This is a genomic window from Streptomyces sp. NPDC030799 (assembly GCF_055572255.1).
In genome coordinates this window covers 818,892-832,843 of record NZ_JBVIDS010000001.1, presented here as the reverse complement: position 1 = coordinate 832,843, position 13,952 = coordinate 818,892, and the positions used below count along the sequence as shown (strand labels likewise).

The following is a 13,952-nucleotide window of genomic DNA, read 5'->3' as shown; positions in this document are numbered from 1 at the left end:
CCCGCACACGGACAAGAGAGTTGCATTCGGGGGAATTCCGTGCTGAAGCTGCGCCGCTTCACGGCCTGGTCCATAGACTTCGCACTTGTTGTCACGGCAGCCACCGTGCTGGCCGTCCTCACCTTCCACAGAGTCACCGCGCTGGTGACGGACGTGCCCGAGTTGGCGACGAAGGGCGGCCTCGACCTCGTCACCTCGCGCGGCGACGTCATCGGCGCCTCCGAGCACCTCGGCCTGTCCCTCTGGGACAAGGTGGTGCTGGACGTCGAGGAGGCCTTCGGCGCGCTCGTCCTCGTCACGTTCCTCTACCAGTGGGCCTGCCTCACCTGGCTCGGCCGCACCCTCGGCAAGGGCCTGCTCGGCCTCCAGGTCACTCCACGGCTGTCCCGGCACGCCCTGCGCCGGGCCGCGGTCAGCACCGCCGCCGACGTCGCGGTGTACGCGCTGGCCTGTGTGCTGCTGATCGAGGGGCACTTCGCGCTGTCGGTGCTGGTGTGGGCGGTCGCGGTGGTGCTGTTCCTGGTCAACGCGCTGACGGTGTTCTCCCCCGGCCGCCGCTCCCTCGCCGACCGGCTGGCCGGCACCTCGGTCGTGGGCGCGTTGAGTGGCCACCGCGCCACACGCGGGTGAACACCCGAAGGAATGAGCGAACGGGCACACGCGCGTAGTCTCGTCCCGGGTGTTCGCCGACAGGGTGAAGGCCCCGGTGGCCACCTGCGCCCACGCATGGACCTAGGGTCGGCTCTCGGGCCCGGTCGACCCACCCCATTTCGGCCAAGCAACTTCACATCGGAAGCGAGATTTCACCACCGTGACTGCTCTGACTCTCAGCACCGCCGCGGCGCCCGGCCTGCGGGCCGACGCGATCGTGATCGGTGTCGCCAAGGGTGCCCAGGGGCCCGTCGTCGCGCCGGGCGCCGAGGCCGTGGACAAGGCGTACGACGGCAAGCTGGCCGGCCTTCTGGAGACCCTCGGCGCCTCGGGTGCCGAGGGCGAGCTGACGAAGCTGCCCGCTCCGGCCGGCTTCAAGGCACCGCTCGTCGTGGCGGTCGGCCTGGGCGCGGAGCCGGACGCCAAGAGCGAGAACGCGGACGGCGAGGGCTACGACGCCGAGGCGCTGCGCAAGGCCGCCGGTGTGGCGGCCCGGGCGCTGGCCGGCTCGAAGAAGGCCGCGTTCGCGCTGCCCGTCGACAGCCCGGGCGCCGTCGGCGCGATCAGCGAGGGCATCCTGCTCGGCGCGTACTCCTTCGACGTCTACAAGGAGAACGCCAACGGCAAGGACGCCAAGGCCAGGAACGGCAAGGCGCCGCTGGCCGAGGCCGCGGTGCTCGGCGGCAAGCCGCGCGACGCCGCCCACAAGGGTGCCGTCGCCCGCGCCGTCGCGGTCACCGAGGAGATGAACCGCGCCCGCGACCTGATCAACACCCCGCCGAACGACCTCACCCCGGCCGTCTTCGCCGGCCTCGCGCAGACCGCGGCCAAGGAACACGGCATCAGGGTGCAGGTGCTCGACGACAAGGCCCTGGCCAAGGGCGGCTACGGCGGCATCCTGGGCGTCGGCGGCGGTTCCGCGGCCACCCCGCGCCTGGTGAAGCTGTCGTACAAGCACCCGAAGGCCGAGAAGCACCTCGCCTTCGTCGGCAAGGGCATCACCTACGACTCGGGCGGCATCTCGCTGAAGCCGGCCGGGCACAACGAGACGATGAAGTGCGACATGAGCGGTGCCGCCGCCGTGTTCGCCGCCGTCGTCGCCGCCGCGCGGCTCGGCCTGGAGGTCAACGTCACCGGCTGGCTGGCGCTGGCCGAGAACATGCCGTCCGGTTCCGCCGTGCGCCCGGGTGACGTGCTGCGCATGTACAGCGGCAAGACCGTGGAGGTCCTCAACACCGACGCCGAGGGCCGGCTGGTGCTCGCCGACGCGCTGTGGGCGGCCTCGCAGGAGAACCCGGACGCCATCGTGGACGTCGCGACGCTCACCGGCGCGATGATGCTGGCGCTGGGCAGCCGGACGTTCGGGGTCATGGCCAACGACGACGCGTTCCGCTCCGCGGTGTTCGAGGCGGCGGAGGAGGTCGGCGAGCCGGCCTGGCCGATGCCGCTGCCGGAGCACCTGCGCAAGGGCATGGAGTCCCAGGTCGCCGACATCGCGAACATGGGCGAGCGGATGGGCGGCGGGCTCGTCGCGGGTCTGTTCCTGCGCGAGTTCGTGGGCGAGGGGATCACCTGGGCGCACCTCGACATCGCCGGGCCGGCGTTCAACGAGGGCGGTCCCTTCGGTTACACCCCGAAGGGTGGCACCGGCTCCGCCGTGCGGACGCTGGTGCGGCTGGCCGAGCTCACGGCTGCGGGTGACCTGGGCTGACTCGCTGAAGGCTCGGTCCGTTCCGTAGTACGGCTCCGCCGCGTGGGGGTGTTCGCGCCCGCGCGGCGGAGCCGCATATCGGACACAGCCCCGCGCCCCTTGCTCACGCGCGCTTCGTTTTCAGCTGTACGTGGGGTGTCTCACACCCCAGCCCGGCGTCTCGTCCGCCTCGAACAAGTGCAAAGATGGAGCCCGGCAGGACAGGGCCCCCACCGAAGGGCCGAAGCATCAAGCGGCCGGACACCAGCCGCCTGCCGGTCATCGGAGACCGGCGTACGGCGCACATGCATGGAGGACGTGACGTGGCGAACGACGCCAGCACCGTTTTCGACCTAGTGATCCTCGGCGGTGGTAGCGGTGGTTACGCCGCGGCCCTGCGCGGGGCGCAGCTGGGCCTGGACGTCGCCCTGATCGAGAAGGACAAGGTCGGCGGCACCTGCCTGCACCGGGGTTGCATCCCCACCAAGGCTCTGCTGCACGCGGGCGAGATCGCCGACCAGGCCCGCGAGAGCGAGCAGTTCGGTGTGAAGGCGACCTTCGAGGGCATCGACGTCCCGGCCGTCCACAAGTACAAGGACGACGTGATCTCGGGCCTGTACAAGGGTCTGCAGGGTCTCATCGCGTCCCGGAAGGTGACGTATATCGAGGGTGAGGGCCGGCTGTCCTCCCCCACCTCCGTCGACGTGAACGGTCAGCGGATCCAGGGCCGCCACGTCCTGCTGGCGACCGGCTCCGTGCCGAAGTCGCTGCCGGGCCTGGAGATCGACGGCAACCGGATCATCTCCTCCGACCACGCCCTCGTCCTGGACCGCGTGCCGAAGTCCGCGATCATCCTGGGCGGCGGTGTCATCGGCGTCGAGTTCGCCTCGGCGTGGAAGTCCTTCGGCTCGGACGTCACGATCATCGAGGGCCTGAAGCACCTCGTCCCGGTCGAGGACGAGAACTCCTCGAAGCTTCTTGAGCGCGCGTTCCGCAAGCGCGGCATCAAGTTCAACCTCGGCACCTTCTTCCAGAAGGCCGAGTACACCCAGGACGGCGTCAAGGTCACCCTCGCCGACGGCAAGGAGTTCGAGGCCGAGGTGCTGCTGGTGGCCGTCGGCCGCGGGCCGGTCTCGCAGGGCCTGGGCTACGAGGAGGCCGGGGTCGCCATGGACCGCGGCTACGTCCTCGTCGACGAGTACATGCGCACCAACGTCCCGACCATCTCCGCGGTCGGTGACCTCGTCCCGACGCTCCAGCTCGCGCACGTCGGCTTCGCCGAGGGCATCCTGGTGGCGGAGCGTCTGGCCGGTCTGAAGGTCGTTCCGATCGACTACGACGGTGTCCCGCGGGTGACGTACTGCCACCCGGAGGTCGCCTCCGTCGGCATCTCCGAGGCCAAGGCCAAGGAGATCTACGGCGCGGACAAGGTCGTCGCTCTGAAGTACAACCTGGCGGGCAACGGCAAGAGCAAGATCCTGAAGACCGCGGGCGAGATCAAGCTCGTCCAGGTCAAGGACGGTGCCGTGGTCGGCGTCCACATGGTCGGCGACCGCATGGGTGAGCAGGTCGGCGAAGCCCAGCTGATCTACAACTGGGAGGCGCTGCCGGCCGAGGTCGCCCAGCTCATCCACGCCCACCCGACGCAGAACGAGGCGCTCGGCGAGGCCCACCTGGCGCTGGCCGGCAAGCCGCTGCACTCCCACGACTGAGCCTTCGGTCAACGGGCGCGACGACACAGACTTCCGCAATTCGTTAGGAGCAACCGAAACCATGGCGGTTTCCGTAACCCTTCCGGCGCTCGGTGAGAGCGTCACCGAGGGCACTGTCACCCGCTGGCTGAAGGCCGAGGGCGAGCGCGTCGAGGCCGACGAGCCGCTGCTCGAGGTCTCGACCGACAAGGTCGACACCGAGATCCCCTCGCCGGCCGCCGGTGTGCTGGCCTCCATCAAGGTCGCCGAGGACGAGACGGTCGAGGTCGGCGCCGAGCTGGCCGTCATCGACGACGGTACCGGCGCCCCCGCGGCCGCCCCGGCCCCCGCCGCCGCCGAGGCCCCGGCTCCGGCTCCGGCCGCTCCGGTGGCTGAGGCCCCGGCCCCCGCCCCGGCCCCCGAGGCCCCCGCCGCTCCGGCCGCTCCGGCCGGTGGCGCCGAGGGCACGGACGTGGTCCTGCCCGCGCTCGGTGAGTCCGTCACCGAGGGCACCGTAACCCGCTGGCTGAAGTCGGTCGGTGACTCCGTCGAGGCCGACGAGCCGCTGCTGGAGGTCTCCACCGACAAGGTCGACACCGAGATCCCGGCGCCCGCCTCCGGCGTGCTGCTGGAGATCGTGGTGAACGAGGACGAGACCGCCGAGGTCGGCGCCAAGCTCGCCGTCATCGGCGCGCCCGGTGCCGCCCCGGCCGCCGCTCCGGCTCCGGCCGCGCCCGCCCCGGCTCCCGCCGCCGCTGCCCCGGCCCCGGCCCCGGCCGCCCCCGCGGCTCCGGCCCCCGCCCCGGCCCCGGCCCCCGCTCCGGCCCCCGCCGCTCCGGCCGCGCCCGCCGCTGCCGCCCCGGCTCCGGCGCCCGCTCCGGCCCCGGTCACCCCGACCGCCGCGCCCACCTCCCCGACCGCCACCCAGGCGACCGACGAGGGCGCGTACGTCACCCCGCTGGTGCGCAAGCTCGCCGCCGAGAACGGCGTCGACCTGGCCACCGTCAAGGGCACCGGCGTGGGCGGCCGCATCCGCAAGCAGGACGTCATCGCCGCCGCCGAGGCCGCGAAGGCCGCCGCCGCTCCGGCTCCGGCCGCCGCCGTCGCTCCGGCCGCCGCGAAGAAGGCCCCGGCGCTGGAGGTCTCCCCGCTGCGCGGCCAGACCGTCAAGATGCCCCGCATCCGCAAGGTCATCGGCGACAACATGGTCAAGGCGCTGCACGAGCAGGCCCAGCTGTCGTCGGTCGTCGAGGTCGACGTCACCCGCCTGATGAAGCTGCGCGCCCAGGCGAAGGACTCCTTCGCTGCCCGTGAGGGCGTCAAGCTCTCGCCGATGCCGTTCTTCGTCAAGGCCGCCGCGCAGGCGCTGAAGGCCCACCCGGTCATCAACGCCAGGATCAACGAGGCCGAGGGCACGATCACCTACTTCGACGCCGAGAACATCGGTATCGCGGTGGACTCCGAGAAGGGCCTGATGACCCCGGTCATCAAGCACGCCGGCGACCTCAACATCGCGGGCATCGCCAAGGCCACGGCGGAGCTGGCGGGCAAGGTCCGCGCCAACAAGATCACCCCGGACGAGCTGTCCGGCGCGACCTTCACCATCTCCAACACCGGTTCGCGCGGCGCGCTGTTCGACACGATCATCGTGCCGCCGGGCCAGGTCGCGATCCTCGGCATCGGTGCCACGGTCAAGCGTCCGGCCGTCATCGAGACCGAGGAGGGCACGGTCATCGGCGTCCGCGACATGACCTACCTGACCCTCTCCTACGACCACCGCCTGGTCGACGGCGCCGACGCGGCCCGTTACCTGACGGCGGTCAAGGCGATCCTGGAGGCGGGCGAGTTCGAGGTCGAGCTCGGCCTCTGACTTCCCTGATCGGACCGCAGTACGGCGCCCCGTCCGGAGCTTCTCCGGGCGGGGCGTTTCGTGTTTGTCGGCACACGTTGCGTGTAAGGCTCGTCTCACCTGCGCAAAAGCGGCCCCACACCTCCTACCCGCGGAGCGAACGCGCCGTATTGTCTAACCGTCAGCCCTCCCGAAGGAGCCCTCATGACCGCGCCCGTCGTCCACTCGCTGCGCGAACAGATCCGCGAGCACATCGTGGAGGGAATCGTCAGCGGGCGCTGGCAGCCGGGCGAGCGCATCGTGGAGCGCCGTATCGCCACCGAGCTGGAGGTCAGCCAGACCCCGGTCCGCGAGGCCCTGCGCGAGCTGGAGTCCCTCCGCCTGATCGAGTCGGCCCCCAACAAGGGCGTACGCGTCCGCAATCTGACCGCGGCGGACCTGGAGGAGAGCTACCCCGTCCGGGCCGGCCTGGAGGCCATCGCGGCGGAACTCGCGGCCGACCGCCTCGCCGAGGACTGCTCGGCCCTGGAGCCGCATGTGGCAGCGCTCTACGACGCCGACCGCAACGCCGACGGCACGGCCCAGGTCCGCCACACCGTCGGCTTCCACCGCGAGCTGGTCCGGGCCGCGGACAACTCGGTGCTCCTGCACACCTGGGAAGGCCTCGGTATCGAGGTGTTCACGGCCCTGTCCATCCGCTGGCTGGGCACGGTGCAGCAGTCGTACGCGGAGGAGCACGAGGAGCTGGTGCAGGCGTTCAAGCGCCGGGATCCGCGGATCGCGGAGCTGGTGAAGGCGCACGTCCTGGGCTGCGCGCCGCGCCCTTGATCGCACCCGAGCATCCCCCCGCTCACCTGCGAAAACAAGGCGATTCGGCGTCACCCGGTGCCATCCTCGAAGGCACCCCGTGCCGACTTTCTCGAAATCGAGAGGTTTTCCCCCCGAACCCTTTGATCGATCATCGATCAGGGAGTTACAGTCGCCGACGGACTTCCACCGAGGTCCGCGCCCTGTCCTGCCAAAGACCAAGGGCACCCCCGAACCCCTTACCGATGAGGGAACCCCCTTCGACTGAGGAAGGCGGCGACATGACCGACCCCAACGCCATCCAGCCGAGCGCGCTCGACCAGCTCCCCGACCGCGACCCGGAGGAGACCGCCGAATGGCAGGCCTCCCTCGACGCCGTCGCCAGGGAGGCCGGGCCGCACCGCGCCGCATACCTGATGCGCCGCACGCTGGAGCGCGCCGAGGCGGGCGGCATCGCGCTGCCGAAGCTCCTCGAGACGGACTACGTCAACACCATCCCCACCTCCGCCGAGCCGGGCCTGCCCGGCGACCCGGAGATGGAGGCCCGGATCACCGCCTGGAACCGCTGGAACGCGGCCGCGATGGTGACCCGCGGCGCGAAGTACGGCGTCGGCGGCCACATCGCCACCTTCGCCTCGGCGGCCTGGCTGTACGAGACCGGCTTCAACCACTTCTTCAAGGGCAAGGAGGGGGACGGCTCCGGCGACCAGCTGTACATCCAGGGCCACGCCTCCCCCGGCATCTACGCCCGCGCCTTCCTCGACGGCCGGCTGAACGAGCACCACCTGGACAACTTCCGCCAGGAGGCCGGCGGCAACGGCCTGCCGTCGTACCCGCACCCGCGCCGCCTGCCCTGGCTGTGGGAGTTCCCGACGGTGTCGATGGGCCTCGGCCCGCTCTCCGCCATCTACCAGGCGCGCTTCAACCGCTACCTCACCAACCGCGGCATCAAGGACGTCTCCGCGTCCCACGTCTGGGCCTTCCTGGGCGACGGCGAGATGGACGAGCCGGAGTCGACGGCGGCCCTCGCGCTCGCCGCCCGTGAGGAGCTGGACAACCTCACCTTCGTCATCAACTGCAACCTGCAGCGCCTCGACGGCCCGGTCCGCGCCAACTTCAAGATCGTGCAGGAGCTGGAGGCCCAGTTCCGCGGGGCCGGCTGGAACGTCGTCAAGACGCTGTGGGGCACCGCCTGGGACGAGCTGTTCCAGCTGGACACCACGGGCGCGCTGGTACGCCGCCTGCGCGAGGTACCGGACGCGCAGATCCAGACGTACCAGACCCGCGACGCCGCCTACATCCGCCAGGACTTCTTCGGCAAGGACCCGGCGCTCGTCGAGATGGCGAAGCTGCTGAGCGACGACAAGATCCTTGAGTGCTTCCACCTCTCGCGCGGTGGTCACGAGGCCCGCAAGGTCTACGCCGCGTACAAGGCCGCCGTCGAGCACAAGGGCGCGCCGACCGTGATCCTGGCCCAGACGGTCAAGGGCCACACCCTCGGTGAGGGCTTCGCGTCGAAGAACGCCAACCACCAGATGAAGAAGCTCTCGGTGGACGAGTTCAAGACGATGCGCGACCTGCTCGGCCTGCCGATCAAGGACAGCGACTTCGTCGACGGCGTGGTCCCCTACGGCCACCCGGGCGCCGACTCCCCCGAGGTCCGCTACCTCCAGGAGCGCCGCGCGGCCCTCGGCGGTCCGGCCCCGGCCCGCCGTACGCACGCGCTGGCCCCGCTGCCCGCCCCCGCCGAGAAGGCCTTCGCCTCCTTCGACAAGGGCTCCGGCTCGCAGAACGTGGCCACGACCATGGCCTTCGTCCGCCTGGTCAAGGACCTGGTCCGCGACAAGGAGACGGGCAGGCGCTGGGTGCCGATCGTCCCGGACGAGGCGCGCACCTTCGGTATGGAGTCGCTGTTCCCGTCCCTCGGGATCTACTCCCCCAAGGGCCAGACGTACGAGCCGGTCGACCGCGACCAGCTGATGTACTACAAGGAGGCCAAGAACGGCCAGATCCTCAACGAGGGGATCACCGAGGCCGGTTCGATGGCCGACTTCATCGCCGCGTCCACCGCGTACGCGACGCACGGCGAGGCGATGATCCCGTTCTACATCTTCTACTCGATGTTCGGCTGGCAGCGCACCGCCGACCAGATGTGGCAGCTCGGCGACCAGCTCGGCCGCGGCTTCCTGGTCGGCGCGACGGCGGGCCGTACGACCCTGACGGGCGAGGGCCTGCAGCACGCCGACGGCCACTCCCCGGTCATCGCGGCGACCAACCCGGCCGCGCTGACGTACGACCCCGCGTTCGCCTACGAGATCGCGGTGATCGTCCGTGAGGGTCTGCGCCGGATGTACGGCGAGGCCAAGCCGGGCGAGGACCAGAACGTCTTCTACTACCTGACGGTCTACAACGAGCCGCTGCCGCAGCCCGCGAAGCCGCAGGGTCTCGGCATCGACGAGGGCATCGTCAAGGGCCTGTACCGCTTCAACACGGCGGAGTCCGCGGGCGTGACCGCCCCGGCGAACGCCCCGCGCATCCAGCTGCTGGGCTCCGGTACGGCCATCCACTGGGCCCTCGAAGCCCAGAAGCTGCTCGCCGAGGAGTGGGGTGTCGCGGCCGACGTCTGGTCGGCGACCTCCTGGTCGGAGCTGCGCCGGGACGCGATGGAGGCCGACGCGGCGCTGCTGCGCGGCGAGGAGCGCGTGCCGTTCGTCCGCCAGGCGCTGCAGGGTGCCGAGGGCCCGGTCCTCGCGGTCTCGGACTACATGCGCCAGGTCCCGGACCAGATCGCGCAGTGGGTCGAGCAGGACTGGTCCTCGCTGGGCGCCGACGGCTTCGGTCTGTCGGACACCCGTGAGGCCGCCCGCCGCCACTTCGGGGTCGACGCCCAGTCGATCGTCGTCGCGGCCCTGGCCCAGCTCGCCAAGCGCGGCGAGGTGAAGGCCACGGCGGTCAAGGAGGCCCGGGAGAAGTACGGGCTGTAGTCACCGGGGTTCTGTGAAGGGGTACGGCTGCTGCCGTACCCCTTCCTTGTCGGTACCCCCCGGCATCATGAGACGCATGCGTGCCGCACGCCTGATCAAGATGGTTCTCCTCCTCCAGTCCCGGCCCTCCATGACCGCCGCCGAGCTCGCGCGGGAGCTGGAGGTGTCGGAGCGGACCGTGACGCGGGACGCGCAGGCGCTGTCGGAGGCGGGGGTGCCGGTGTACGCCGACCGGGGGCGGGCCGGGGGATACCGGCTGGTGGGTGGATACCGGACCCGGCTCACCGGGCTGGCCCGGAGCGAGGCCGAGGCGCTGTTCCTGAGCGGGGTGCCGGGGGCGCTGAGGGAGATGGGCCTGGAGGATGCCGCGTCCGCCGCCCGGCTGAAGGTGTCGGCTGCGCTGCTGCCGTCCCTGCGGGACGCCCCGGACAGCGCCGCGCAGCGGTTCCATCTGGACGCGCCGGCCTGGTTCCGGGAGCCGGAGACGCCCGCGCTGCTGCCGGTGGTCGCGGAGGCGGTGTGGGACGACCGCCGCGTCACCGCCCGGTACCGGCGGGGCGAGGAGGAGGTGGAGCGGCTGCTGGAGCCGTACGGGCTCGTGCTGAAGGCGGGCGTCTGGTACCTGTGCGCGCGGGTGGTCGGCGGTGGGGCCTTCCGGACGTACCGGATCGACCGGTTCGGCGCGGTGGATCCGCTGGAGGAACGCTTCGCCCGTGATCCGGACTTCGATCTCCCCGGCCACTGGGCCGAGCAGGCCGAGCGGTTCGCGCGCTCGCTGCTGCGCGCCGAGGTGATCGTACGGCTGTCCCCGGGAGGCGTGCGCGCGCTGCGGTACGCCTGCGACCCGATGTCGGCGCGGGAGGCGCTGAGCGAGGTGGGCGAGCCGGACGGGGAAGGCTGGGTGACGGTGACGCTGCCGGTGGAGTCCGAGGAGGTCGCACACACGCAGCTGACGGCGCTCGGCGCGGACGTCGAGGTGCTGGCCCCCGAGAGCCTGCGCGAGCGGTTCGCGGAGACCGCTGCCCGGCTGGCCGCGCTGTACGGCGGTCCGCGCCCCCCTGACCGTACGGGCGCCGGGTAACGATCCGCCGCACTCCGGCGCACTCCGCGTGCGTCCCTCCGGTGGAGGCCCGATGCTGGTGCCGTGATGGACGAGACGGAGTTCTGGGAGCTGATCGACGCCGCCCGCGAGACCGCCGAGGGCGATCCCGAGGAGCAGGCCGACGTGCTCGTGGACCGGCTGCTCCGGCTGGACCCCGATCTGGTCCTGGACTTCGCCCGTCACTTCGAGGCGCGATACAACCGTGCCTACCGCTGGGACCTGTGGGGCGCCGCCTGGGTGCTGCTGGACGGGGCCAGCGACGACGCGTTCGACTTCTTCCGGTGCTGGCTGATCGGCCAGGGCCGCGAGGTCTACGAGGGCGCCCTGCACGATCCGGACGCGCTGGCGGAGTTGCTGGGCGAGTTCGACGAGGAGATCGACGGCGACGGCGAGGAGCTGGGCTACGCGGCGGACGAGGCGTACGAGCAGTTGACCGGCACCGTCGCGCCCGATCTGGGTATCGCCCCGGCGCCCGCCGAGCCGGAGGGCACACCGGTGGACTTCGAGAACGAGCGGGCGCTCGCCGAACGGTTCCCCCGGTTGTGGAACCGTTTCAGGGAGTGAGCGGCCCCACCGCGCGGTGCAGCGGGGCGGCGTCGGCCCGGTCGAGCCTGGTGACGTGCACGACCGTAGGGCGCGCGGGGTTCTCAGGGCCCTGCGTGGCGGCTATGGCGTTCCTGTGGACGGCGGCGCGGGGGCGGTGCGGGGCCGGAGGGCGGCGGTGCGGCCCTGGAGGCGGGCGGCCTTCTCCCTGATCTCAGGGAGGCGGGCGGTGAGGGCGGCGCCGGGGCAGCTGGTCATGAACCCGGCGTTGTGGCCGGCGAGGGCGGGCAGGGTGGCGGTGGTGCCGGAGCGGTAGCGGCTGTGGCTGCTGCTGGAGACCAGGCGGACGGTCGCGCGCGGGTCGACGTCGGCGAGGCCGAGTTTCCAGGCGGTCAGGGCGGCGATCGCGTCGGTCATGGCCTGGGGCACGGGGACGCCGGCGGTGAAGGTGCCGAGGGCGGCGATGCCGGCGGTGCGGTGGTTGAAGCCCAGGGTGTGGGCGCCGGTGACGGGCCGGTCGACGCCTCCGGCGCGGCCTTCGTAGATGGTGCCGCAGCGGTCGACGAGGAAGTTGTACCCGATGTCGTCCCAGCGGCGGTCGCCGGTCTGCCCGGCGTACAGGTGCTGGATGATGCGCGGCGCGTCGGCGCAGTCGTACGCGCTCGGCGAGTCGGTGTGGTGGACGAAGACGGCGACCACCTTGTCGTCGTAGCGCGGGGGCGGCTGGGTGCGCCGGGCGGTGCCCAGCCAGACGGAGCGGGGCACGATGTGCGGCCGGGCGGCGCGGTGGGCCGGGGTGCGGGCCGGTCCCGGCCGGTCCGGACGGATCCCCTGGGGGCGCCCGGCATCACGGGCGCACAGGACGAGCGCGAGGACGGCCACCAGCCCGGACAGACCGCCGACCAGCAGCAGGACTCCGGGCACCCGCCGGCGCGCCCGGCTCCGCCTTCCCGGGCGCTCCGGCGGTTCCGGCGGTCCAGGCGTGGCCGCTGCCCCGGAGAGCCCGGGTCCCTGCGGTGTCCCGAGCATGCCAGGGTCTCCCGACGGCCTCGGCGCCCCCGCACTCCAGGCCTCCGGGATCTCCGTCCCCTCCGAACGCGCCTCCCCCTCCGCAGTCCCCACCCCCTCCGGACCCTCCCCGGTCTCCGCTCTTTCCGCTCTTTCCGCTCTTTCCGTGGTCCCCGGCGGCCCCGGCGGCTGTCGGGTTCCGGAGCTGTGCACTGTTCTTCGGGCGGCGTGCATGGTCCCACTCTCGGTGTGGCGGGGCGTGTCCGCGATGTGCGCTGTGCCACCCGGCGGAACCATCGTCCTGGTCCGGGACGTTTCTGGGGGTACACACATACGTGGCCGGTTCGACGCCCGGTGGCCGTGCCCGTACGGGTGACTGATCACCGGGCCCGTCCCGTCCGTACTGAGGGGTCCGAGAGAAAGGCGGCTCCGTGGACCTGCTCGACCTGGTGCTTGTGCTGGTCATCCTCGTCTACGCAGCGTCCGGTTACCGGCGCGGGCTGGTCGCCGGCTGTGTCTCGCTGGCCGGGTTCGTCGGCGGTGCCGTCGTCGGCGTATGGGTGCTGCCCTGGGTGACCGGCCTGGTGGAGCGGGGTACGGCGCAGGCGACGGTGCTCGCGGTGGTGACGGTGCTGGTGCCGGCGGTGTTGGGGCACGAGCTGGCGGGCCGGCTGGCGCTGCGGCTGCGCGGGGAGCTGGACCGGGGTCCGCTGCGGGTGGCGGACGGGATAGGGGGCGCGGCGGCGAACTCGGTCGCGGTGCTGATCGTGGCCTGGGTGGCGGCGAGCGTGCTGGCGGCGGCCCCCTCGCAGACCCTGACCACGGCGATACGGAACTCGACGCTGCTCGGCGCGGTGCAGCAGGCGATGCCGGACACCACGCCCGCGTGGTTCTCACGGGCCACGTCGGCGCTGACGGAGGCGGGTTTCCCGCAGGTCTTCAACCCGTTCGAGAACGAGTCGACGGCCCGGGTGGCCCGGCCCACGGGTGACAGCGTCACCCCGGCCGCGACGCGCGCCGCGAAGCTGAGCACGGTGAAGATCGAGGGCGTCTCGGGCAGCGAGGGCCGGGAGGGCAGCGGGTTCGTCTCTTCCGCGCGGCATGTGATGACCAACGCGCACGTGGTGGCGGGCATCGACCACCCGAGCGTGCGGGTGGGCGGCGTCGGGCGGTCGTACGGGGCCCGGGTGGTGCTCTTCGACCCCGACCGGGACGTGGCGGTGCTGTATGTGCCGGATCTGCGGGCCCCGGTGCTGCGCTTCGACACGGGCGCGGTGCGCGGCGCGGCGGCGGTGGTGGCGGGCTATCCGCAGGACGGCAGCCTGAACCTGCAGGCGGCGACGGTGGCGAGCCGGGTGCGGGCGACCGGGCAGAACATCTACAACGACGGCGTGGTCACCCGGGACATCTACTCGATCCGGTCCACGGTCCGGCCGGGCAACTCCGGCGGCCCGCTGCTGACCACGGACGGCAAGGTGTTCGGCGTGGTCTTCGCCCGCTCCACCTCGAACGCCGAGACGGGGTACGCGCTGACGGCGGACGAGGTGGCGGGCGACGCCCGGCGCGCCGCGGGGGCGACAGTGCCGGTGGACACGGGGCAGCTGGTCAGCTCCTAGCGAGCGGAGGG

At 72.0% G+C, this 13,952-nt stretch carries 10 protein-coding genes; 9 read left to right on the top strand and 1 reads right to left on the bottom strand.

The window, feature by feature from the left end; all coding sequences use genetic code 11:
• The first annotated feature begins 39 nt into the window (after positions 1 to 39).
• The 8 genes from ACZ41I_RS03650 to ACZ41I_RS03615 all read left to right on the top strand — a co-directional run bounded on the left by ACZ41I_RS03650 (position 40) and on the right by ACZ41I_RS03615 (position 11,338).
• On the top strand, positions 40 to 630 hold the full coding sequence (locus ACZ41I_RS03650; protein WP_399773608.1) for an RDD family protein: 591 nt from the start codon (positions 40 to 42) through the stop codon (positions 628 to 630).
• A gap of 181 nt (positions 631 to 811) precedes the next feature.
• The gene (locus tag ACZ41I_RS03645) at positions 812 to 2,362 is read left to right on the top strand and encodes a leucyl aminopeptidase (RefSeq protein WP_468513057.1); all 1,551 of its coding nucleotides are present in this window, start codon (positions 812 to 814) and stop codon (positions 2,360 to 2,362) included.
• A 302-nt stretch (positions 2,363 to 2,664) separates the two neighbouring features.
• Entirely contained in the window at positions 2,665 to 4,053 is a 1,389-nt protein-coding gene (lpdA, locus tag ACZ41I_RS03640) for a dihydrolipoyl dehydrogenase (RefSeq protein ID WP_363218075.1), read from the top strand.
• A gap of 61 nt (positions 4,054 to 4,114) precedes the next feature.
• Complete coding sequence (gene sucB / locus ACZ41I_RS03635) at positions 4,115 to 5,902, top strand: 2-oxoglutarate dehydrogenase, E2 component, dihydrolipoamide succinyltransferase (protein ID WP_468513056.1); 1,788 nt, start codon at positions 4,115 to 4,117, stop codon at positions 5,900 to 5,902.
• Positions 5,903 to 6,085: 183 nt separating this feature from the next.
• The gene (locus ACZ41I_RS03630) at positions 6,086 to 6,709 is read left to right on the top strand and encodes a GntR family transcriptional regulator (RefSeq protein ID WP_363218046.1); all 624 of its coding nucleotides are present in this window, start codon (positions 6,086 to 6,088) and stop codon (positions 6,707 to 6,709) included.
• Positions 6,710 to 6,969: 260 nt separating this feature from the next.
• Complete coding sequence (aceE, locus tag ACZ41I_RS03625; protein WP_468513055.1) at positions 6,970 to 9,672, top strand: pyruvate dehydrogenase (acetyl-transferring), homodimeric type; 2,703 nt, start codon at positions 6,970 to 6,972, stop codon at positions 9,670 to 9,672.
• Positions 9,673 to 9,748: 76 nt separating this feature from the next.
• A complete protein-coding gene (locus ACZ41I_RS03620; RefSeq protein ID WP_399773616.1) occupies positions 9,749 to 10,753 on the top strand; it encodes a helix-turn-helix transcriptional regulator in 1,005 nt (334 codons plus the stop codon).
• A 66-nt stretch (positions 10,754 to 10,819) separates the two neighbouring features.
• Positions 10,820 to 11,338, top strand: a complete 519-nt coding sequence (locus ACZ41I_RS03615) for a DUF4240 domain-containing protein (protein ID WP_363218072.1) — start codon at positions 10,820 to 10,822, stop codon at positions 11,336 to 11,338.
• A gap of 102 nt (positions 11,339 to 11,440) precedes the next feature.
• On the opposite strand, the gene ACZ41I_RS03610 is transcribed toward ACZ41I_RS03615, so the two are convergent.
• Positions 11,441 to 12,241, bottom strand: coding sequence for a peptidoglycan recognition protein (locus tag ACZ41I_RS03610; RefSeq protein WP_399773619.1), 801 nt, complete (start codon positions 12,239 to 12,241; stop codon positions 11,441 to 11,443).
• Between the two features lie 515 nt (positions 12,242 to 12,756).
• On the opposite strand from ACZ41I_RS03610, the gene ACZ41I_RS03605 reads away from it, so the two are divergent.
• Positions 12,757 to 13,941, top strand: coding sequence for a MarP family serine protease (locus ACZ41I_RS03605; protein WP_468513054.1), 1,185 nt, complete (start codon positions 12,757 to 12,759; stop codon positions 13,939 to 13,941).
• Positions 13,942 to 13,952: the final 11 nt, after the last annotated feature.